We start from the raw sequence: 20,128 nt of genomic DNA on the forward strand, positions 1-20,128 counted from the left end.
GGCCCGTTGGGCTTGCTCGGCCTAGCGTAGCGATGGCCCGCTCCACCCCCTCTGGCTGCGCCGAGGAGCGCAGCGTTTCGCGGATCAGGGCTCGCAGCTGTTTGAGCGAAGCGAGTTCTTTCTGCGAGACCCCGCGAAAAGCGAGCACCGCAGGTTGCCCGGAGCGAAGCGGAGGGTCGCAGACAGTGGGGGCGCCTTCTTTTGCTTACTTTTCTTGGCGAGACAAGAAAAGTGAGTCGCCCGCCGGGGCGAGTCCCGGCCAACAGCCTCAGCAAAAAGCCACCCCAAATTCAGACCACGACAAACCGATGCGTCCCATCCCGCCCCAACTGCTCGACCAGCCCAAACTCCCAATCCAGATACCCCTGCATAGCCTCCACGGAAGCCGAGGTCCCTTCATAAGGCCTCCGATACCGATCAGTCCTCTCACTACCCAGGCGAGTCTCACCAGCCTCGGAAGGCAGCCCGGCAGAAAACCAGGCCGCATTCCCGCCACGTAGCACGAGCACTTCCACATCCAGCTCCCCACGCGAATCGAGCCACTCCCTCAGATCCGAAGCCGCATACCGAGCCAGCAAACTGCTCCCACAAGTCAGCACATAGCGCCGAGCCAAAGGAATGACGCCAGCCACCGCATCCAAGAGCTGCGCCCGAATCGCAAACCACGCCCCCGGCACATGCCGCTTCACGTAATTCGCACTGGCCGTCACATCGATCACCGCGGTCGATGAAGCATCCCCGTCGAGCAACCGAGCCAGGTCCAGCGGCTCGATCTCTCCAACGGCCCGAGCCACTTCCGGATACACAGCGGCCAGAGCACCGCGTTCGCTCAACGCATCAGCAGCAGGCACAGGCTCCACCACATAGACCTCCCACCCCATCTGTGCCAGCCAGGACGCAGACATCGAAGCCCGCACCCCATCGTCATCCGCCAGCACGATCCGCGCATGCCGCACCGGCACCTGGTGATCCGTCTCCTGCACCAGCTGCCCGCCGGGCGCGCCGGCAAAGCCGGGAAGATGACCCGCCGCGTATTCCTCGGGCGTGCGCACATCGAAGCGATAGACCGTCCGCCCCGCCTCCTCGAGCGCGTCCACGGCATCGACGGCCACCCACCGCACCCCCGCCTTCTCCGCCACGCGCCGCGCATCGGCACGCGCCTGCGAACGATGCGCATCGCTCACCGCCTCGGGCGCACGCCGCACCGCCCCATGGTCGAGCACCTGCCCCGCGAGCTTCCACCCGATCGTGCCGTTGCGCAGCGCGGCCACGGGATTGGGAATGCCGGCATTCACCAGCGACTGCGTACCGATGATGCTGCGCGTGCGCCCCGCGCAATTGACGATCACGCGCGTGGCCGGATCGGGTGCGAGCTCGCGCACGCGCAGCACCAGTTCGGCGCCCGGCACGCTGGTGGCGCCCGGGATGCTCATGGTCTGGTATTCGTCGAAGCGGCGCGCGTCGAGCACGACCACGTTGGCGCGCTCGTCGATCAGCGCCTTCACCTCGGGCGCCGAGAGCGAGGGCGTGTGGCGCTCGTGCTCGACCAGTTCGCCGAACGATTTGCTCGGCACGTTGACGTCGCGGAACAGCTCGCCGCCGGCCGCGCGCCAGCCCTCGAGGCCGCCCTCAAGCAGGTGCACCCGGGTGTAGCCGAGGCCGGCGAGCCGCCGCGCGGCCAGCGGCGCGAGGTCGGTGCCGCGGTGCTCGCCGAACAGCACGATCAAGGTGTCGCGGCGCGGGATGCGGCGCCAGGCCTCGATCTCGATGCGCGACAGCGGCAGGTTCGCGGCCCACAGCGGATGGGCCTGGGCGAAGGGGTCTTCCTCGCGCACGTCGAGCAGCGCGATCTCGGCGCCGGGCGTGAGCAGGCGTTCGCGCACGGCGGCGAACGAGAGGACGGGGAAGGCGGAGGTGGCTTGGAGCGTGGCGTCGGTCATGGCGTGGTGGCGGGCGGGACCGCCCGGAGTTCGGCGGACCGGTCCCAGAGATTGGGCAGCAGCGTGTTGGTGTAGCCCGAGACAAAGGGCTTGCGCCCGCCCTCGGCCGGGTAAGTATGCCGCCGCACCGCGCCGATGTTGGCGCCATAGACATGGATACTGATCGACACGCGGTCCGCATGCGCGTTGTGCACGCGGTGCAGGTCGCCGACGGTGGGCGACACGGCCTCGACATCGCCTTCGTCGAGCCGCACCGCATCGCCCACGGGCCGCGCCTGGCCGTCCTCGCCGAAGGCATGGGGCTGGCTGTACTCGGCGCCGCGCAGCATGCCGATCAGGCCCCACACGGTGTGGTCGTGCACCGGCGTGGCCTGGCCCGGTCCCCAGACGAAGCTCACGACCGAGAAGCGCTCGGTGCTGTCGGCATGCAGCAGGAACTGCTGGTAGCGCGCGGGGTCGGGCTGCGCGAAGGCCTCGGGCAGCCAGTCGTCGCGCGCCACCAGCCGGCGCAGCAGCGCACCGCCCTCGGCGAGGATGGCGCGCTCGTCGGGCCGGCCGTCGAGCAGGCGGCCGAAATCGACCACGAACTCGCGCAGCGGCGTGATCGATGCGGGAACGGCGGCGCTCACGCCGCGCGCTTCCAGAGCTGGGTGTCGGAGATCGCGCGCACGTCGACGCGCACCGGCAGGATGCCGTCGCGCGCGGAGCGGTCGGCCACGGCCTGCAGCGCCACGATGTCGGCTTCGCTCACCGGCCGCGCGGCCACCGAGGCGCGCGCGGTGATGAGCCGGGCCGATTCGATCGGCAGCCGCGTGAGCTGGCTGTAGGCCTGCGCGTAGGCCTCGGGATTGGCCAGCGCCCAGTCGCCCGCGCGGCCCAGCCGGTCGAGGAACTGCACGATGGCGGCGCGCTTGGCGGGATCGGCCAGCGAAGGTTCGCTGGCGGTGATGAAGCCCAGCGCGGTGTTGATGCCGCGGCCGTCGCGCAGGATGCGCCCGCCCTGCTGCAGCGCGATCGTGTAGTAGGGATCGAAGATGGCCCAGGCGTCGATCTGGCGCGAGGCGAAGGCGGCCGCCGCATCGGTCGGCAGCACGAACTTCACCGTGACCTCGTCGCGCCGCACGCCGGCCTCCTCGAGCGCGCCGTAGAGCTGGTACTGCGAGATGCTGCCGCGCGCCGACGAGACGACCACGGTCTGGCCGCGCAGCTCGGCCACGCTGCGCAGCTTCGAATCGGGCTGCACCACGATGCCGAGCGAGTCGGCCTTGCCGACGCGCGTGGCGACGATCTTCAGCGGCGTCCTGCCGACGGCCGCGGCGAGCACCGGCAGGTCGCCGGCCATCGCGGTGTCGACCGCCGCGCTGCGCTGCGCCTCGAACAGCGGCGCGGCGCCCTGGAAATTGGCCCAGCGGTAGGCGAAGGGCGCGCCCTCGAGTGCCTTCGAGGCCTCGAACAGCGAGCGCAGGCCACCGGCCTGGTCGCCGAGCACCAGCGAAGTCTGCGGCTGGGCCCAGCCGCGCAACGAGGCCGTGGCCGCGATGGAGAGCGCCGCGCCCTGCTGGAGCCAGCGGCGGCGCGATGCCTTGGAAAACAGCAGGTCGGTCATGCGGCGGCTCCCGTCGACAGCAGCGCGCGCTTGCCCGCGCCGACCAGGATCGCGTCGTTCTGCGGCGTGTGGATGCGGCTGCACAGCACGTCGCGGTAATGGCGCTCGAGCGGGTTCTGGCGCGCGAGGCCATGGTTGCCCGTGAGCTGCAGCGCGAGCTCGACGGCACGCACCGCGTTGCCGGTGACGGTGTGCTTGAGCAGCCCGCTGTCGACCGCCGATGGCGTGCGGCCGCCGTCGACGGCCTCGCTGGCCGCGTCGAGCAGCACGCGGCTGGTGCGCAGCAGCGCCTCGATCTCTCCCACCGTCTCCTGCACGCGCGGCAGGCTCGAGAGCGGCGCGCCCAGGCTCCCGGGCGCGCGCTGGTTGAGGAAGCCCACGAGCCAGTCGCGCGCCGAACGAGCGACCGCGTCGTACAGGCTGCCCAGCAGCACCACCATCCAGGCCTGCTGCGAGGCCTGGGCGTCGATGTCGGTCTGGCTGCCGGCATCGGGCGCCCAGTCGGCCGGCGCGCGCAGGTCCACCGCATGGTCGAGCGGGATCGCGACGTTCTCGAACACCACCTCGTGGCTGCCCGAGGCGCGCAGGCCCAGGTGGTCCCAGCTCGCGATCACGCGCACGCCCTCGGCATGGCGCGGCACCAGGAACACGCCGGTGCGCGGCGCGGGCTCGTCGGTGCGGGCCCACACGGCGAGCCAGCCCAGGCCCTCGATGCCGGTGGTGTAGAGCTTGTGGCCGTCGATGCGCCAGCCCTCGCCATCGCGGCGCGCCACGGTGGCGGGCAGGCCGCCGCGCGCGGGCGAGCCGAGCGCAGGCTCGACGCGCAGCGCATTGATCAGCGCGCCATGCTCGACCGCGTCGCGCACCACGCGCTCGCGCAGGTGCTGCGGCCAGCGGCTGTCGCCGCGCGCCAGCCCATGGTGCTGCAGGTAGGTCATGGTGAGGATCAGCGCGGTGGCGGGCTCGCCGCGCGCCACTGCGGCGATCACCTGCCGCGCCGACGCGAGCGTGGCGCCGCCGCCGCCGAAGGCGCTCGGCGCGACCAGTCCGATGAGGCCGTGCGATTGCAGCGCCTCGAAGTTCTGCGCGGGAAAGGCGCCGCTGCGGTCGTGGTCGGCGGCGGTGCTCGCGAAGCGCGCCGTGAGGCTGGCCAGCAGCGCGGCGTCGGGCAGGCCGGAGGAATCGCGGGAATTCAGGCCGGCCGCGGACCGGCGCAGGGGGATGGCGCTCATGGTCCCGGCACGTTAGCGAGCCCCAGTGCGCGCGAAAACGACGCATCGCGCATATCCAAACTCGTTTTTCTGCGTTCGCATCGGCGGCGCGGCTGGTTAGTTTCGCGGTGGTCCCGCCCCTCCCACCATCGCACACACACCATGAGCCAGAACCCCACCGACAACGGCGTCGAATTCATCGGCATGATCCAGGGCCAGAAGGTCTCGGAGATCCATGCCGCCCAGGGCCCGGCGATCGACCGCGACTACGTGCGCGCCTTCGCCCAGGCGCACGAGCAGGCCGGCTTCGACCGCGTGCTGGTGCCGCACCACTCGACCGGCCCCGATGCCACGCTGACCGTGGCCTACGCGGCCTCGGTCACCGAGCGCATCCACTTCATGCTCGCGCACCGCCCGGGCTTCGTGGCGCCCACGCTGGCGGCGCGCCAGTTCGCCTCGCTCGACCAGTTCAGCGGCGGACGGCTCGCGGTGCACTACATCTCGGGCGGCTCCGACGACGAGCAGAAGCGCGACGGCGACTGGCTCGACCACGACCAGCGCTATGCGCGCACCGACGAATACCTCGAGCTGCTGCACAAGGTCTGGCAGGCCGACAAGCCCTTCGACCACGAGGGCGCGCACTACCGCGCGCTCAACGCCTTCTCGGAGGTCAAGCCGCTGCAGACGCGCAACGGCCGCCCGCACGTGCCGGTGTATTTCGGCGGCGCCTCGGAAGCCGCGATCCCCGTGGCCGGCAAGTACGCCGACGTCTACGCGCTGTGGGGCGAGTCGCTCGAGCAGGCGCGCGAACTCACGACCCGCGTGCGCGCCGAAGCCGCCAAGCACGGCCGCGGCGTGCGCTTCTCGGTCTCGTTCCGCCCGATCCTGGCCGAGACCGAGGAGCAGGCCTGGGCCCGCGCCGACCACATCCTGGCCGAGACGAAGCGGCTGCGCGTGGTGCAGGGCTACAACCGCGGCGGCCCGCAGCAGAGCGAGGGCGCCAGGCGCCTGCTGGCCGCGGCCGGACAGGGCACGCGGCTCGACAAGCGGCTGTGGACCGCGGTCGCGCAGGAGATCGGCGGGCGCTCCAACAGCACCGCGCTGGTCGGCACGCCCGAGCAGGTCGCCGATGCGCTGCTCGACTACTACGACCTCGGCGTGACCACCTTCCTGATCCGCGGCTTCGATCCGCTGGAGGACGCGGCCGACTACGGGCGCGAACTGATCCCGCGCACGCGCGAACTGGTGGCGCAGCGCGCGGCCTCGGTCCGCAAGGCCGCCTGACCACCCTGCCTTCCTCCCTCCCCCAGAGGGGGAAGGAACAAATACCCAAAAGGACATCCCCATGAGCGCCGTTCTTTCCATCGACCGCAACGCCTCGGCCCTGAAGCTCAACCCGGTGCCGACGCAGAAGTACTGGTTCGACCCGATCCCGCCGCGCACCAGCGTGCAGGCCGAGCGCCGCCACCGCCAGGAGCGCCTGGCGGGCGCCTTCCGCCTGTTCGCGCGCTTCGGCTTCGCACAGGGCCTGGCCGGCCACATCACCGCGCGCGATCCCGAGCTGGCCGACCACTTCTGGGTCAACCCGCTGGGCATCCACTTCTCGCGCATCAAGGTCTCCGACCTGCTGCTGGTCAATGCCAGGGGCGAGACCGTGATCGGCGACCGCCCGCTCAACAAGGCGGCCTTCGCGATCCACGCGGCGATCCACGAGCACAACCCCAAGATCGTCGCGGCCGCCCACACCCACTCGACCTACGGCAAGGCCTGGTCGACCCTGGGCCGCAAGCTCGACACGCTGACGCAGGACAGTTGCGTGTTCCACGACGACGTGGCGCTGTTCGACGACTTCACCGGCATGGTGGTCGACACCAGCGAGGGCGAGCGCATCGCGCAGGCGCTGGGCGACAGGAAGGGCGCGATCCTCAAGAACCACGGCATCCTGACCGCCGGCCCGACGGTGGAGGCCGCGGCCTGGTGGTACATCGCGCTCGACAACGCCTGCCACACGCAGCTGCTGGCCGAGGCCGCCGGCACGCCGCAACCGATCGACGAAGCCACGGCGCGCCACACGCACGGCCAGATCGGCGGGCCCGAGGGCGCGATCCATTCCTTCGACAGCCTCTACCAGGGGCTGGTCGAGGCCGAGCCCGAGCTGCTGGACTGACTCCTTCTTTCTCCTGGAACCGCCGATGAACGCATCCCTCTCCCGCCGCCGCCTCCTGCGTGCCGGCGGCGCCGCCGCCGTGGTCGCCTCGGGCGGCCTGATCGCCTCGCAGGCCTTCTCGCAGTCCACGCGCAAGCTGACCTTCGCCTGGAACGCCGCGGCCTTCTGCCTCTCGCCGGTGGTGGTGGCGCAGGAGCGCGGCTACTTCGAACGCAACGGCCTGCAGGTCGAGCTGATCAACTACACCGGCTCGACCGACCAGTTGCTCGAATCGCTGGCCACGGCCAAGGCCGACGCGGCGGTGGGCATGATCCACCGCTGGCTCAAGCCGCTGGAGTCGGGCTTCGACGTGAAGATCGTCGGCAGCTCGCACGGCGGCTGCGTGCGCCTGGTGGGCGCCAGGGCCGCGGGCGCCACCAGCCTCGCGAGCCTCAAGGGCAAGATCATCGGCGTGTCGGACATCACGAGCCCGGGCAAGAACTTCTTCTCGATCCTGCTCGCCAAGAACGGCATCGACGCCGAGCGCGACGTGACCTGGCGCCAGTACCCGGCCGACCTGCTCGACCTCGCGGTGCAGAAGGGCGAGATCCACGCCATCGCCGACGGCGACCCGAACGTCTACCTGATCGAGAAGCGCAACAAGGGTGCGTTCGTCGAGATCGCGAGCAACCTCACGGGCGAGTACAAGGACAAGGTCTGCTGCATCGTCGGCGCGCGCGGCGAGCTGGTGCGCAAGGACAAGGCCACCGTGGCCGGGCTGGTGCGCGCCATCGCGCAGGCCTCGGACTACGTGGCCGAGAACCCGAACGAATCGGCCAAGCTGTTCGCCAAGTACTCGCCCAAGGTGCCGGTGGAGGACCTGCGCGCGCTGCTGGGCACGCTCACGCATGCGCACCATCCGCTGGGCCGCAGCCTGCGCGACGAGGTCGCCTTCTACGCGGCCGACTTCCGCAACGTGGGCGTGCTCAAGAAGAGCACCGACCCGGCGCGCTTCGCGGACCACGTGTCGTACGACCCGCTGGCCTGAGCACGGTCACGCCATGACGAACCGCATGCCATCCGCCAGCCGCCGCCGCTTCATCGCCCAGGGCGGCGCCGCCGCGACCATCGCCGCCCTGCCCGCCTTCGCGCTGCAGGCCCGCGCCCAGGCGCGTCCGCTGCTCAAGGCCGGCGACCAGAAGGGCGGCCTGCGCGCGCTGCTCGAGGCCGCGGGCGGGCTCGAGGGCCTCTCGTACGACATCCAGTGGTCGGAATTCCCGGCCGCCGCGCCGCTGGCCGAGGCCTTGAACGCGGGCGCCGTCGATTCGGGCCCGATCGGCGATGCGCCGCTGATCTTCGCGCTCGCGGCCGGCACGCGCGTGAAGGCGATCGGCGCCAACCGCTCCGACTCCTACGGCACGGCCGTGCTGGTGCGGCCCGATTCGCCGCTCAAGGGCGCGGCCGAGCTCAAGGGCAAGAGCGTGGCCACCAACCGCGGCTCCATCGGCCACTACGTGACGCTCAAGGCCATCGTCGCGGCCGGGCTGAAGCCCGAGGACATCAACCTGCGCTTCCTCGCGCCGGCCGACGCCAAGCTCGCGCTCACGCAGGGCTCGGTCGATGCCTGGGCCACCTGGGAGCCCTACACCGCGCTGGCCGAGACCAGCGGCCATGCGCGCGTGCTCGCGAGCGGCCGCGGCCTGCTGCCGGGCCTGAGCTATCTCGCGGCCACCGACGCGGCGATCGCCGCCAAGCGGCCGGTGCTGCAGGACTTCCTGCAGCGCGTGGTGCGCGCGCAGCAATGGTCCTATCGCAACGTCGATGCATTCTCGGCCACGCTCGCGCGCATCATCGGCATCCCGCCCGAGGCCGCCAGGCTGCAGTTCGAGCGGCGCCAGCAGAAGTGGGTGCCGATCGACGCGCAGGTGATCGCCGACCAGCAGGGCACGGCGGACTTCTATCGGCAGGTGGGGCTGATCAAGCAGGGGCTCGACGTGAAGACCACCTTCGATACCGGCTTCGGGATCGGCATCGCAGCCTAGCTAACCGGCATCCACCGCGCGCGCCAGCTGCGCCAGCCGCTTCGCCATCGGCTCGAACAGCTCGGCCGAGGTGTTGCCGTAGCCCAGCACCAGCCCGTTGCAGTCCCGCCCGGGCCGGATCGCGGCGGCCGACAGCGGCATCGGCGCCATGCGGTGGCGCCGCGCCTCGGCGGCGATGCGGCGGTCGTCGAAGCGCGCGGGCAGGCGCAGGGTGAGATGCATGCCGCAGTGGCCGCCGTCGATGGTGTGCGGCAGCCTGAAGTGGCGCTCGAGCGCGGCGCGCAGGGCCTGCTGGCGCTCGCGGTACAGGCGCCGCATGCGGCCCAGGTGGCGGCTGAACTGACCGCTCTCGATGAAGTCGGCCAGCGCGAGCTGCTCGTGGCGATGGCCGCCGCGCAGCATCTCCTCGAGCGGCGCGCGCACGGTGGCCAGCAGGTCCTCGGGCAGCACCAGGAAGCCCAGCCGCAGCGAGGGGAACATGGTCTTGCTGAAGGTGCCCACGTAGAGCACCGGCGCCTGCGGCACCAGCCCCTGCATGGCGGCGATGGGATCGCCGGTGTGGCGAAACTCGCTGTCGTAGTCGTCCTCGATGATCCACGCGCCGTGCGCGCGCGCCTGCGCGATCAGCGCGAGCCGCCGCGCGATGCCGAGCACCACGCCCGAGGGGTACTGGTGCGAGGGCGTGGCATAGACCAGCCGCGGCGTTTGCAGCCGCCAGTCCTCCTCGCTCGCGCGCAGGCCGCCGGCATCGACCGGCATCGGCACGATGCGCAGGTCGCCCGCGTGCATCGCGGACTTGGCGCCGCGGTAGCCGGGGTCCTCGACCCAGGCGGTGTCGCCCGGGTCGGTGAGCAGGCGCACGCACAGCGCGATGGCCTCCTGCGCGCCTTCGGCGATCACCACCTGCTCGGCCGTGCAGCGCACGCCGCGCGCCAAGCCCAGGTGCTGCGCGATGGCGGCGCGCAGCGCGGGCTCGCCGAAGGGATTGCCATAGCCGAGCGCGGCGTGGCCGGCACCGCGCAGCGCGCGGTCGAGCGCGCCGCGCCAGGCCGCGATCGGGAAGTGCGACAGCGCGGGCACGCCGGGGCGCAGCGCGAGTTCGGGCTCGGCGCGGCTTCCCATGGGATGGATGCGCGCGAGCCGGCCCGCGGTGGCGGGCACGGCCGGCGCGCGCGGGCCGCGCCGCGGCGGCGCGGGCGCGGCCAGCTCCATCACGCGCGTGCCCTGGCGGTCGGGCCGCAGGTAGCCCTCGGCCGCGAGATGCTCGTAGGTGGCCGTGACGGTGTTGCGCGACACCGCGAGCGCCTCGGCCAGCGCGCGCGAACCGGGCAATCGCGTGCCGGGTGCGAGCCGGCCGTCGAGGATGGCGCGCTTCAGGCGCTCGTGGAGCTGGCGCTGCATCGAGCCGGCCTCGCGCTCGCGCGCCAGCGGTGCCTCGAGCAGCGCGCGGCGCACGGGGTCGGACAGGGTGGCGAAGGGGTCGGCGGCATCGGTCATCGGGTGTTGCTCGTGGCACCATGAAATTCGCATGGCGTGGCGCTTTTCGTGGCGCCACGACGGACGTACTGTAACGCCTGTCGTCATCGAAAGAGAGCCCCTCATGCCCGCCTCCCACCCCTCGCTCGCGCCGCGCACCAACCAGTTCGGCCAGACCATCGGCGCCGCCCTGCCCGGCTGGTCGCCGCGCCCGAAGCCGCCGCGCACGCCCATCGAAGGCCGACTGTGCCGGCTCGAACCCTTGTCGGCCGAGCGCCACGCGGCCGACCTGCATGCCGCCCATGCGCTGGCACCCGACGGCCGCGACTGGACCTACCTCTCGGTGGAGCGCGCGCCCGACGCCGCGAGCGCGCGTGCCTACGTGGAGCTGCTCGCGCAGAGCGCGGACCCGATGCACTTCGCGGTGATCGACAAGGCCACGGGCCGCGCCGTGGGCAGCCTCGCGCTGATGCGCATCGAGCCCAACCATGGCGTGATGGAGGTCGGCCACGTGACCTTCTCGCCGCTGCTCAAGCGCACGCCGCTGTCGACCGAGGCCCAGTACCTGCTGATGCAGCTGGCCTTCGACGAACTCGGCTACCGGCGCTACGAATGGAAGTGCGACAACTTCAACGCGCCCTCGAAGAAGGCGGCGCAGCGCCTGGGCTTCCAGTTCGAGGGCGTGTTCCGCCAGGCGATCGTCTACAAGGGTCGCACGCGCGACACGGCCTGGTTCTCGATCGTCGACGGCGAATGGCCGGCGCTGCGCGCGGGCTTCGAGCAATGGCTCTCGCCCGCCAACTTCGATGCCGACGGCAGGCAGCGTCGGTCGCTCGAACAGGTGCGCGCAGCCGCGGCCTGAAGCGACTCAGGCCGCGGCGGGCGCGGGCAGCTGCTCGCCGAGGAAGGCCAGGAAGGTCTTCACCACCTCGGGCAGGGTGCGGCCCGCCAGGGTCTGCAGTTCGACCGCGCGGCCGCGCATGCCGCGCTCGCGGATCTCCGCCGCGTGCAGCTCGCCGCGCCGCACGCGGTCGCGCACCGTGATCTCGCCCGCGATCGTGAGGCCGCCGCCGTGCAGCACGAAGCTGGCCAGCGACTCGAAGCGGTTGCTGGTCAGCACTGGTTCGAACACCAGCCCGCGCTGGCTGCAGCCCACGTCGAACAGCTGGCGCACGGTGTTGTCGGCGCCCGAGAGCGCGATCGGGTACGGATGCATCTGCGCCAGGGTCACGGTGCGCAGCTTCGCGAGCGGATGGTCGGGCCGCATCACGGCGAACACCGAGGCCGGCTGGCGCCGCTCGACGCGGATGCCGTCGACCGCGGCGCGGCTGTAGGTCAGGCCGATGTCGGCCTCGCCGAGCAGCACCGCCTCGGTCACCTCGGCCGGCCGCGCGGCGCGCAGCTGGAACTGGATGCCCGGGTGTTCGGCGCGAAAGTCCGCGATGGCGCGCGGCAGGAACTCGTTGGCGAAACCCGAGGAACAGGCGAGGCGCACCCGCCCGCGCTTCAAGCCCTGCAGCCCGCGGATGTCGGACACCACGCGCTCGGCCTCGAGCGCGCCGTGCAGCGCATGCGCGGCCAGCAGCTCGCCCGCGGGACTCGCGACCATGCCGCGCGGATGGCGCTCGAACAGCGGCACGCCGAGCAGGTCCTCGAGCATCGCCACCTGGCGGCTGATGGCCGAGGGGCTGACGCTGAGCCGCTCGGCCGCGACCGTGAGCGAGCCGCTGCGGGCCACCTCGAGGAAGTAGCGCAGGGCGGTGTCCTGCAGGCGGTGGGCGGTCATGACGGGCTTTCGCTTTGAGGAAAACGCAAAGATATCGCCAAAAAACGGCAATTGTTCAAAAGCGGCGGCCTGCCTAAGCTGCACGGTGGCCGCCCCGGCCAGCCCCTTCCCTCACCCCCACCGAACGATCCGCGCATGCACCTCCCGCTCCTCCACCGCCCCGCGCCCCGCCCACGCACCCTGCTCGCCCTGCTGGCCGCCGCCCTGATCGCCGGCACCGGCCTGGCCCAGGCGGCCGACCTGCCGCAGGCCGAGGCCGAACGCCACGCGCAGGCCAGCTACCGCGAGTACTTCGAGCTGCTCTCGCTGCCCAACGACGCGATCGTTCCCGAAGACATCCGCAAGAACGTGGACTGGCTCGCCAAGGCCTTCGAGAAGCGCGGCTTCGCGACGCGCCAGCTCGACAACGACGGCAAGCCGATGCTCTATGCCGAGCTGCCCGGGCGCGACCCGGCGCGCAAGACCGTGCTGTTCTACATGCACCTCGACGGCCAGCCGGTGATCCCCGCGCAGTGGGCGCAGAAGAGCCCGTGGACGCCGGTGCTCAAGCGCCGCGCGGCCGACGGCGGCTGGGAGGAGATCGATGCCGCGCCGCTGTTCGACGGCCCGGTCGATCCCGAGTGGCGCGTGTTCGGCCGCGCCTCGGCCGACGACAAGGGCCCGATCATGATGATGCTGGCCGCGATCGACGCGCTGAAGGCGGCCGGCGGCACGCCCGCGGTCAACGTCAAGGTGATCCTCGACAGCGAGGAGGAGAAGGGCTCGCCCTCGATCGCCAAGGTGATGCAGGCGCACCGCGAGCTGCTGGCCTGCGACGCCATCGTGATCCACGACGGCCCGATGCACGCCACCAACCGGCCCACCCTGGTGTTCGGCAACCGCGGCGCGGCCGAGGCTCGGCTCACGGTCTACGGCGCCAAGGTGCCGCTGCACAGCGGCCACTACGGCAACTACGCGCCCAACCCGGCGCAGCGGCTCGCGAGCCTCCTGGCCTCGATGAAGAACGAGCAGGGCCGCGTGACCGTGGCCGGCTACTACGACCGGGTGCGCATCAGCGCGGCCGACCGCCAGGTGATGGCCGCGGTGCCCGACGACGAGACCGCGCTGCGCCGCCGCCTGGGCATCGCGCGCACCGACAAGGTGGGCGCCAACTACCAGGAGGCGATGCAGTACCCCTCGCTCAACGTGCGCGGCATGGCCTCGGCGGCGGTCGGCGACAAGGTCGCGAACATCGTGCCCGACCGCGCGGTGGCCGAGCTCGACCTGCGCACCACGCCCGATTCCGACGCGGCCTACCTGGGCGCGCTGATCGAGAAGCACATCGTCAAGCAGGGCTACCACCTCGTGAAGGGCGCGCCCGGCGACGAGGACCGCGCGCGCTACGACAAGCTCGCGACCTTCAGCTACCAGAGCGAGGGCGCCGACGCGGCCGGCGCGCCGATCGATTCGGCGATCGGGCGCTGGGCCTACAAGTCGCTGACCGACAGCTTCGGCGCCACGCCGGCGCCGGTGCGCATCCGCATGATGGGCGGCACGGTGCCGACCGCGGAGATCGTCAAGGTGCTGCAGGTGCCGTTCGCGATCGTCCCGCTGGTGAACGCCGACAACAACCAGCATGCGGCCAACGAGAACCTGCGGCTGGGCAACTACGTGAGCGGCGTGCGCACCATCTACAGCCTGATGACGCACCCGCTCTGAACGAACGGAGGCTCAGGCGCCCTTGCCGGGCTTCTGCGCCTGCTCGCACTTCACCTGGATGCGCTCGCGCTCGTCGAGCGTGGCGCCGATGCGCACCGCGCTGAGGCAGCCGCCCCAGACGCAGCCGGTGTCGGTCGACAGCAGGTCGGGCCGCGACACCCAGCCCAGCGTGGACCAGTGGCCGAAGGCGACCGTGGCTTCGGCCGTGCGGCGACCCGGCACGTCGAACCAGGGCATGTAGCCCGCGGGTGCCTGGGCCGCGTCGTCCTTGGTCTCGAACTCCATCGTGCCGTCGACGGTGCACAGCCGCAGCCGCGTGAGCGCGTTGACGATCACGCGCAGCCGGTCGCTGCCCGCGAGCGCATCGCTCCAGCGGTCGGGCTGGTTGCCGTACATGGTGGTGAGGAATTCGCCGAGGTCGGGGCCGCGCAGCACCGCCTCGAGCTCGCCCGCGTGGGCACGCACGTCGGCCACGCTCCACTGGGGCAGCACGCCCGCATGCACCATCAGCAGGTCGCGCGCGGCCGCGCCCGAACCGATGCGCCGGTGCAGCGCCATGTGCTGGTGGCGCAGCCAGTCGAGCATCGCCTCGCGGTCGGGCGCGGCCAGCAGCTCGGCCAGCGTGTCCTTGCGGCCGGACTTGCGCACGCCATGCGCCACACCCAGCAGGTGCAGGTCGTGATTGCCCAGCAGGCTCAGCGCCGCGCCGCCCAGGCGCTGCGCGCGCCGCAGCACCTGGGCCGATTCGGGGCCGCGGTTGACCAGGTCGCCGAGCAGCACCGCGGTGTCGCGGCTGGGAGAGAAAGCGAGCTCGTCGAGGAGCCGGCCGAGCGCGCTGTCGCAGCCCTGGATGTCGCCAATCAAGTAAAGTGCCATCTCCTCATTCTCTCCCCCCGTACATGGATGTCTTCCTGCTGGCCTTGCTGACCACGCTCAATGCGTTGTTCGCAATGTCCGAAATGGCCCTTTCCACCAGCCGCCGCGCGCGCCTCGCGGCATTGGTCGAAACCGGGGATACGGGCGCCGCCGCGGCGCTCAAGCTGATGGAGTCGCCGACCCAGTTCCTCTCGACGGTGCAGATCGGCATCACCTCGATCGGCATGCTGAGCGGCATCGTGGGCGAGGCCGCCTTCGCGGCGCCGCTGGCGGTGTGGATGGAGAGCGTGGGCATGGGCGCGGGCACCGCCAGCGTGGTGTCGACCGCGGTGGTGGTCACCTGCATCACCTTCTTCACGATCATCTTCGGCGAGCTGGTGCCCAAGCGCATCGGCCAGCTCTACCCCGAGCCGGTGGCGCGCTGGGTCTCGCGCCCGATGCGCGGCCTGGCCAAGGGCGCCAAGCCCTTCGTCTGGCTGCTCGCGGGCGCCACCGCCACCGTGCTGAAGCTGCTGCGCATCGACGCCAACGCGGCGCGCTCGGTGACCGAGGAAGAGATTTCCGCCAGCCTCGAGGAAGGCGTGGACGCCGGCGTGATCGAGCAGCACGAGCACCAGATGGTGCGCAACGTGTTCCACCTCGACGACCGGCGCCTGTCCTCGCTGATGATCCCGCGCGCCGACATCGAATGGCTCGAGGCCTCGTTCAGCGTGGCCGAGGCGCTGCAGAAGGTGGCGGCCGCGGGCGCGCTCAACCTGGTGCATTCCTGGTACCCGGTGTGCCGCAACTCGCTCGACGACGTGGTCGGCGTGATCAGCGTGGCGCACCTGCTGCGGCTGGGCCCGGCCCACGTCGGCACGCTGGGCCAGGAGGCCACGGCCGCGGTGTTCGTGCCCGAGACGCTGACCGGCATGGAACTGCTCGAGCAGTTCCGCGCGCGCGCCGGCCGGCTGGTGTTCGTGGTCGACGAATACGGCGTGGTGCAGGGCCTCATGACGCCGCGCGACCTGCTCGAAGCGATCACGGGCGAGTTGCAGCCCGGCATGCAGACCGACGCCTGGGCTCACGAGCGGCCCGACGGCATCTGGGAGCTCGACGGCCTGATGCCGGTGTCGGAACTGCGCGCGCGCCTGGGCATCCGCGAGCTGCCCGACGAGGAGCGCGGCCTCTACAACACGGTGGCCGGCCTGCTGATGGCGGTGTCGGGCCACCTGCCCTCGGTGGGCGAGCACATCGACTGCGCCGGCTGGTGCTTCGAGGTGACCGCGCTCGAAGGCCGGCGCATCGACCGCGTGCGCGCCTCGCGCGATCCCTCGGTGCCGTCCGGCGGCGACGACTGACGCGAGCGGAGCGCCGATGCTGTCGCTGCTCGCGCTCGCTTGCCCCCAATGCTCCGCGCCGCTGCCGCGCGCGGCGCGCTGGCGCACCGTCAACTGCAGCTACTGCGGCGCCACCATCTCGCGCGGCGAGGAAACGGTCGAGCGCGAGAGCTTCCGCGCCGCGTTGCAACGCGCCAATGCACGGGGCGCCGACGGCGCGCGCCTGCTGCGCTGGCGCGGCGCGCGCTACCGCGTGCTGGCGCCGCTGGCCACCGGCGAGCACAGCGAGGTGCTGCTGGCCGAACGGCTCGGCGCCCTGCCCGAGCGCGTGACCTTCAAGCTGGCGCGCGGCCGGGAGGGCGCCGAGGCGCTGGCGCGCGAGCATGCCGCGTTGCAGGCCCTGCAGTCGCTCGCCATGCCCGGCGCCGCCTATTTCACGCGCCGGCTGCCGCAGCCCGTGGGCCTGGGCGCGACCGGCGCCGACGACGGATCGGAAGACGGCCGCCAGGCGCTGGTGCTGCGCCATCCGACCGGCTACTGGGGCAGCCTGCTCGACGTGCAGCGCGCCAACCCGCAGGGCATCGATGCGCCCCATGCGGTCTGGCTCTGGCGCCGCATGCTCGAGGTGCTGGCCTTCGTGCACGACGCGGGCTGGGCGCACGGCGACCTCTCGCCCGCCCATGCGCTGGTGCATCCGCGCGACCATGGCGTGCTGCTGATCGGCTGGTCGCGCGCGCGGCACGACACGGCACGCGCCGCGGACGACCTCGCGCAGAGCGCCTGGGCGGTGCGTGCCGTGCTGCATGGCCACGAAGGCCTCGGCGAGCCGGGCACCGGCGTCGCGCCCGCACCGCTGGCCGCACTGCTGCGCCGCTGCAGCGAGGACCCCGGCGAATGCCGCCGCCTCGGCGCGCGCGGCATCGAGCAGGCGCTGTCGGCGGCCGCGCGCGAGGCCTTCGGCGCGCCGCGCTTCATTCCCTTCGATCCCGCGCCGCACGGCGGCTGACGGTCCTTTCTTCTTCTCTCTTCACGACGAGGAACATCCATGGGTTACGGAAACTATTCGCACGCCGCGCACGCGGCCCTGGTCGCGGACCGCGCCACCAAGTCGGGCGCCGAGGTCTTCACCCAGACCGCCACCCATCCGCTGATGGACCCGCGCGGCCTCAAGGTGCGCGAGGCGCGCGACAACGCCGACCATCCGAATTCGCTGGGCATCGTATTCGCGCTCGACGTCACGGGCTCCATGGGCGACATCCCGCAGACGCTGGCGCGCCGCGAGCTGCCGACCTTCATGAAGCTCTTGACCGACTGCGGCGTGGCCGACCCGCAGCTGATGTTCATGGCGATCGGCGACGCCACCTCCGACCGCGCGCCGCTGCAGGTGGGCCAGTTCGAATCCACCGCCAACCTGATGGACCAGTGGCTCACCTGGAGCTACCTCGAGGGCGGCGGCGGCGGCACCGGCGAGGAGAGCTACGAGCTGGCCTTCTACGTGATCGCGCAGCACACCGACATGGACTGCTGGGTCAAGCGCAAGAAGCGCGGCTACCTGTTCGTGACCGGCGACGAGCTGCCCTACCCCGCCGTCTCGCGGCACCAGATCGAGGGCCTGGTCGGCGAGAAGCTCGACGAGGACATCCCGATCGAGGAGGCCATCGCGGCCGCGGCCGAGACCTGCCACCTGTTCTTCCTGATCCCCGATGCGCAGCGCCGCCGCCGCTGCGAGCCGCGCTGGCGCGAACTGCTCGGCGACCACGTGATCTGCATGGACTCGCCCGACGACGCCTGCGCGGTGGCCGCGGGCATCGTCGCGCTGACCGAGAAGGCCGTGCCCAGCCTCGACGAACTCGGCCGCGTGATGGCCGCGACAGGCAGCGTCGACGAGGCGCGCATCAACGGCGTGCTGCATGCGCTCGACGGCTATGCGGCGCTGCTCGATCCGAACAAGCCGCGCCACGCGCCGCCGAGCGCTGCCGCGTCGGCACCGCGCTCGTCGTGGTGGAAGCGCCTGTTCGGCTGACCCCTTCGCGCGCGTCGTGAGCACCGGCGCCACGCGCTATCTCTCGCTGCTGGGCCTGGGCTTCGGCGACTGCGGCAAGGGCCTCTACACCGATCACTTCTGCGCCGCGCTGCGCGCCCACACCGTGGTGCGCTTCAACGGCGGCGCGCAGGCCGGCCACAACGTGGTGCTGGCCGACGGGCGCCATCACACCTTCTCGCAGTTCGGCGCCGGCAGCTTCCAGCCCGGCGTGGTCACGCTGCTCGCGAGCCCGGTGGTGGTGCATCCCACGGCGCTGCTCGTCGAGGCCGCCGTGCTGCGCGACAAGGGCGTGCCCGACGCGCTCGCGCGCCTGCGCATCGATGCGCGCTGCCGCGTCACCACGCCCTTCCACCAGGCCGCGGGCCGGCTGCGCGAATGGGCGCGCGGCGAGGCGGCCCATGGCAGCTGCGGCGTGGGCGTGGGCGAGACCGTGCGCCAGGCACTGGCCGCGCCCGACCTCGCGCTGCGCTATGGCGACCTGCTGCGGCCGGCGCTCGCGTTCGAGAAGCTCGAGGCGCTGCGCCTCGTGTTGCTGCGCGAATTCGCGCCGCGGCCCGATCCCGATTGGCAGCGCGAACAGACGCTGCTGGCCGATGCCAGCCTGTCGCAGCGCTGGCTCGCGGCCGCCGAACCCTGCCTGCGCGCCGCGCCGCCCGCGGGCGTCGATGCGGTCGCCGAGCAACTGGCGCGGCCCGGTGCCGTGGTGTTCGAGGGCGCGCAGGGTGTGCTGCTCGACGAATGGCGCGGCTTCCATCCGCACACGAGCTGGAGCACGGTCTCCACCGCCGCGGTCGAGGCCGTGCTGCGCGACGCCGGCCTGGGCACGCCGCCCGTGCGGCACCTGGGCGTGCTGCGCAGCTACCTCACGCGCCATGGCGCCGGACCGCTGCCCACGCACGATCCCGCGCTCGCCGCGCGGCTGCCCGAGCCGCACAACGCCGACTTGGGCTGGCAGGGCGCGTTCCGCCGCGGGCATCCCGATGCCGTGCTGCTGCGCTATGCGATCGCCGCGGCCGGCACGCTCGACGGCCTGGTCGCGAGCCATCTCGATGCGATCGGACGCGCGGGCCTGCGCTGGTGCGAGGGCTACCGCGATACCGATGGGGAAACCATCGCGCAGCTCGCGTTGGGCCCCGAGGCGGACCTCGATCATCAACTGCGCCTGACGCGCCTGCTGGAGCGCGCGCAACCGGTCTATGCGGAGGCCGGCATCGCGAGCGAGCGCGACTGGCTCGAACGCGTGGAAGCCGCGAGTGGCCTGCGCGTGCAATGGGGTTCCCACGGCCCCACGCGCGACACCCTCGAGGCGCTGCGGCCATGAGCACGACCGACGACACCCGCTTCTGGGACCGCGGCGCGCGCAAATACGCGCGCGGTGCGGTCGCGGACCCGGCCGGTTACGAGCGCACGCTGGACCGCACGCGCGGCCTGCTGCGGCCGGACCATGGCGTGCTCGAACTGGGCTGCGGCACCGGCAGCACCGCGCTGCGGCTCGCCGGTGGCGTGCGGCGCTATCTCGCGACCGACATCTCCACCGAGATGATCGCGATCGCGCAGGAGAAGCTGGCCGCCCAACCCGTTGCGGCCCTCGCGCTGCGCACCGCGACCGTGGACGAACTCGCGACCGGCACCGAACGCTTCGACGCGGTGCTGGGCTTCAACTACCTGCACCTGGTGCGCGACCTGCCAGGCACGCTGCGCGGCATCCATGCGTTGCTGGCAAGCGATGGCCTGTTCGTGTCCAAGACACCCTGCCTCGGCGACATGCCGGTGCCGTTGCGCCTGCTCCTGCTGCCCGCGATCGGCCTGGCCCGCGCGCTCGGCAAGGCGCCGCACGTGTCGGTGTTCGACACGTCGCAACTGAGCCGGCGGATCGAGGCGGCGGGCTTCGAGATCCTCGCCACCGAGCGCCATGGCTCGAAGCGCGGCGATCCGCGCGCCTTCATCGTGGCGCGCAGGCGATAGGGCCGCCAACGCCCATCGG

Annotated in this window: 18 protein-coding genes; 11 read left to right on the forward strand and 7 right to left on the reverse strand. The window is 72.0% G+C overall.

From position 1 onward, the window contains the following. Positions 1 to 290: 290 nt before the first annotated feature. From AC1HIL_RS28210 to AC1HIL_RS28225, 4 genes are read right to left on the reverse strand one after another with little or no spacing between them, the layout of a single operon-like run. Positions 291 to 1,940 carry a rhodanese-related sulfurtransferase gene (locus AC1HIL_RS28210; protein WP_479670546.1) on the reverse strand — a complete coding sequence of 550 codons (1,650 nt, stop codon included), beginning with the start codon at positions 1,938 to 1,940 and terminating at the stop codon, positions 291 to 293. Then, positions 1,937 to 2,569 carry a cysteine dioxygenase family protein gene (locus AC1HIL_RS28215; RefSeq protein ID WP_479670547.1) on the reverse strand — a complete coding sequence of 211 codons (633 nt, stop codon included), beginning with the start codon at positions 2,567 to 2,569 and terminating at the stop codon, positions 1,937 to 1,939. Before AC1HIL_RS28215 ends, AC1HIL_RS28210 begins: the two co-directional genes overlap by 4 nt. Beyond that, on the reverse strand, positions 2,566 to 3,546 hold the full coding sequence (locus AC1HIL_RS28220; RefSeq protein WP_479670548.1) for an ABC transporter substrate-binding protein: 981 nt from the start codon (positions 3,544 to 3,546) through the stop codon (positions 2,566 to 2,568). The genes AC1HIL_RS28215 and AC1HIL_RS28220 overlap by 4 nt, the downstream gene beginning before the upstream one ends. Continuing rightward, complete coding sequence (locus AC1HIL_RS28225; protein ID WP_479670549.1) at positions 3,543 to 4,778, reverse strand: acyl-CoA dehydrogenase family protein; 1,236 nt, start codon at positions 4,776 to 4,778, stop codon at positions 3,543 to 3,545. The genes AC1HIL_RS28220 and AC1HIL_RS28225 overlap by 4 nt, the downstream gene beginning before the upstream one ends. 141 nt (positions 4,779 to 4,919) lie before the next feature. On the opposite strand from AC1HIL_RS28225, the gene AC1HIL_RS28230 reads away from it, so the two are divergent. The 4 genes from AC1HIL_RS28230 (at position 4,920) to AC1HIL_RS28245 (ending at position 8,945) form a co-directional block, all read left to right on the forward strand. Further along, the gene (locus AC1HIL_RS28230; protein WP_479670550.1) at positions 4,920 to 6,041 is read left to right on the forward strand and encodes an LLM class flavin-dependent oxidoreductase; all 1,122 of its coding nucleotides are present in this window, start codon (positions 4,920 to 4,922) and stop codon (positions 6,039 to 6,041) included. A 61-nt stretch (positions 6,042 to 6,102) separates the two neighbouring features. After that, positions 6,103 to 6,924: a class II aldolase/adducin family protein gene (locus AC1HIL_RS28235; protein WP_479670551.1), complete on the forward strand. Its 822-nt coding sequence runs from the start codon at positions 6,103 to 6,105 to the stop codon at positions 6,922 to 6,924. 25 nt (positions 6,925 to 6,949) lie between these two features. Beyond that, entirely contained in the window at positions 6,950 to 7,951 is a 1,002-nt protein-coding gene (locus AC1HIL_RS28240) for an ABC transporter substrate-binding protein (RefSeq protein ID WP_479670552.1), read from the forward strand. Positions 7,952 to 7,964: 13 nt separating this feature from the next. Then, the gene (locus AC1HIL_RS28245; protein WP_479670553.1) at positions 7,965 to 8,945 is read left to right on the forward strand and encodes an ABC transporter substrate-binding protein; all 981 of its coding nucleotides are present in this window, start codon (positions 7,965 to 7,967) and stop codon (positions 8,943 to 8,945) included. Here the strand turns inward: AC1HIL_RS28245 and pdxR are convergent, their stop codons facing one another. Continuing rightward, complete coding sequence (pdxR, locus tag AC1HIL_RS28250; protein ID WP_479670554.1) at positions 8,946 to 10,442, reverse strand: MocR-like pyridoxine biosynthesis transcription factor PdxR; 1,497 nt, start codon at positions 10,440 to 10,442, stop codon at positions 8,946 to 8,948. 103 nt (positions 10,443 to 10,545) lie between these two features. Here pdxR and AC1HIL_RS28255 point away from each other — a divergent pair, with 103 nt between their 5' ends. Next, the gene (locus AC1HIL_RS28255) at positions 10,546 to 11,283 is read left to right on the forward strand and encodes a GNAT family N-acetyltransferase (RefSeq protein WP_479670555.1); all 738 of its coding nucleotides are present in this window, start codon (positions 10,546 to 10,548) and stop codon (positions 11,281 to 11,283) included. A gap of 6 nt (positions 11,284 to 11,289) precedes the next feature. Here the strand turns inward: AC1HIL_RS28255 and AC1HIL_RS28260 are convergent, their stop codons facing one another. Then, positions 11,290 to 12,207, reverse strand: coding sequence for a LysR substrate-binding domain-containing protein (locus AC1HIL_RS28260; RefSeq protein ID WP_296783305.1), 918 nt, complete (start codon positions 12,205 to 12,207; stop codon positions 11,290 to 11,292). Positions 12,208 to 12,342: 135 nt separating this feature from the next. Between AC1HIL_RS28260 and AC1HIL_RS28265 the strand changes: the two genes are divergently transcribed. Then, positions 12,343 to 13,905: a M20/M25/M40 family metallo-hydrolase gene (locus AC1HIL_RS28265; RefSeq protein WP_479670556.1), complete on the forward strand. Its 1,563-nt coding sequence runs from the start codon at positions 12,343 to 12,345 to the stop codon at positions 13,903 to 13,905. Between the two features lie 12 nt (positions 13,906 to 13,917). Here AC1HIL_RS28265 and AC1HIL_RS28270 read toward each other — a convergent pair whose 3' ends face one another. Continuing rightward, complete coding sequence (locus tag AC1HIL_RS28270) at positions 13,918 to 14,781, reverse strand: symmetrical bis(5'-nucleosyl)-tetraphosphatase (RefSeq protein ID WP_413762668.1); 864 nt, start codon at positions 14,779 to 14,781, stop codon at positions 13,918 to 13,920. A 23-nt stretch (positions 14,782 to 14,804) separates the two neighbouring features. Between AC1HIL_RS28270 and AC1HIL_RS28275 the strand changes: the two genes are divergently transcribed. From AC1HIL_RS28275 to AC1HIL_RS28295, 5 genes are read left to right on the forward strand one after another with little or no spacing between them, the layout of a single operon-like run. Further along, positions 14,805 to 16,121, forward strand: a complete 1,317-nt coding sequence (locus AC1HIL_RS28275) for a hemolysin family protein (protein ID WP_261210840.1) — start codon at positions 14,805 to 14,807, stop codon at positions 16,119 to 16,121. Between the two features lie 16 nt (positions 16,122 to 16,137). Beyond that, positions 16,138 to 17,106 carry a protein kinase family protein gene (locus AC1HIL_RS28280; protein WP_479670557.1) on the forward strand — a complete coding sequence of 323 codons (969 nt, stop codon included), beginning with the start codon at positions 16,138 to 16,140 and terminating at the stop codon, positions 17,104 to 17,106. A gap of 39 nt (positions 17,107 to 17,145) precedes the next feature. After that, on the forward strand, positions 17,146 to 18,123 hold the full coding sequence (locus tag AC1HIL_RS28285) for a VWA domain-containing protein (protein WP_261210838.1): 978 nt from the start codon (positions 17,146 to 17,148) through the stop codon (positions 18,121 to 18,123). 16 nt (positions 18,124 to 18,139) lie between these two features. Further along, a complete protein-coding gene (locus AC1HIL_RS28290) occupies positions 18,140 to 19,465 on the forward strand; it encodes an adenylosuccinate synthetase (protein WP_479670558.1) in 1,326 nt (441 codons plus the stop codon). Further along, the gene (locus tag AC1HIL_RS28295) at positions 19,462 to 20,109 is read left to right on the forward strand and encodes a class I SAM-dependent methyltransferase (RefSeq protein ID WP_479670559.1); all 648 of its coding nucleotides are present in this window, start codon (positions 19,462 to 19,464) and stop codon (positions 20,107 to 20,109) included. The genes AC1HIL_RS28290 and AC1HIL_RS28295 overlap by 4 nt, the downstream gene beginning before the upstream one ends. The last annotated feature ends 19 nt before the right edge of the window (positions 20,110 to 20,128 follow it).

It is taken from the genome of Variovorax sp. ISS6 (assembly GCF_056523145.1).